This is a genomic window from Litorivita pollutaquae (assembly GCF_003205515.1).
In the GTDB taxonomy this organism is placed as follows: domain Bacteria; phylum Pseudomonadota; class Alphaproteobacteria; order Rhodobacterales; family Rhodobacteraceae; genus Litorivita; species Litorivita pollutaquae.
On the sequence record NZ_KZ826507.1, the window covers coordinates 1 to 735 of the forward strand.

General features: G+C 52.7%; 1 tRNA gene. It reads left to right on the forward strand.

From position 1 onward, the window contains the following. The first annotated feature begins 38 nt into the window (after positions 1-38). Positions 39-115 (forward strand) — tRNA-Met (locus DI396_RS16360). The last annotated feature ends 620 nt before the right edge of the window (positions 116-735 follow it).

Genomic DNA, 735 nt, shown 5'->3' on the forward strand with positions numbered 1-735 from the left:
GGATCAGCGAACAGCAGAGCAATCGCTCCGCAAAGCGTCGCGGGATGGAGCAGCCCGGTAGCTCGTCAGGCTCATAACCTGAAGGTCGTAGGTTCAAATCCTACTCCCGCAACCAACTTTATCGAACTTTCGGACTGTCGATACGCATCGGCGTCCGAAAGGTTTGATTTTCCCAGCATTTCAACGATATCGCCAACAACTTCCATCGTATGGGACTTGGTGCCTTTGTCGTAGTTAACAGTGATACGTTCGATAATTTGACGAATCTCATCAACTGCGCGGCCCACCACCTTCTCGCTTGTGAGTGTCTGAACCAGCTCCGAAACATAGTGCCGATACACGTCTGGTAGATTCGCGGGGAGGGGAATCGGTTTAACGACTGCCGCCTCCCGCGCTGCGACCATTTCTGTAAGTTCTTGGTCCACTGCATTGAGGCGCTCAATCAGTGCGGGGCTATGCGTTCCGCTTTCCAGCGCCGCAAACAGGTTCTCTTTCTTCTTCTCCTGCTCTCGGATACCACGGGTCCGCATTTCGTAGTCATTGTGTGCATCTGATTGACTAGCTTTGAAGTGCTGCTCAAAGGATATGCGGAACGTTTCGTAGGCATCCTGGACCTGTCACGCTTTTGTGCCGCTCCAAGTGCTCGTTTAAGCCACTTTCCGTTCAAAAGCGACCGGGCTTTTCCAGCCTAATGCTGAGTGTCGGCGGCGCGGATTGTAGAACCCGTTAATGTAT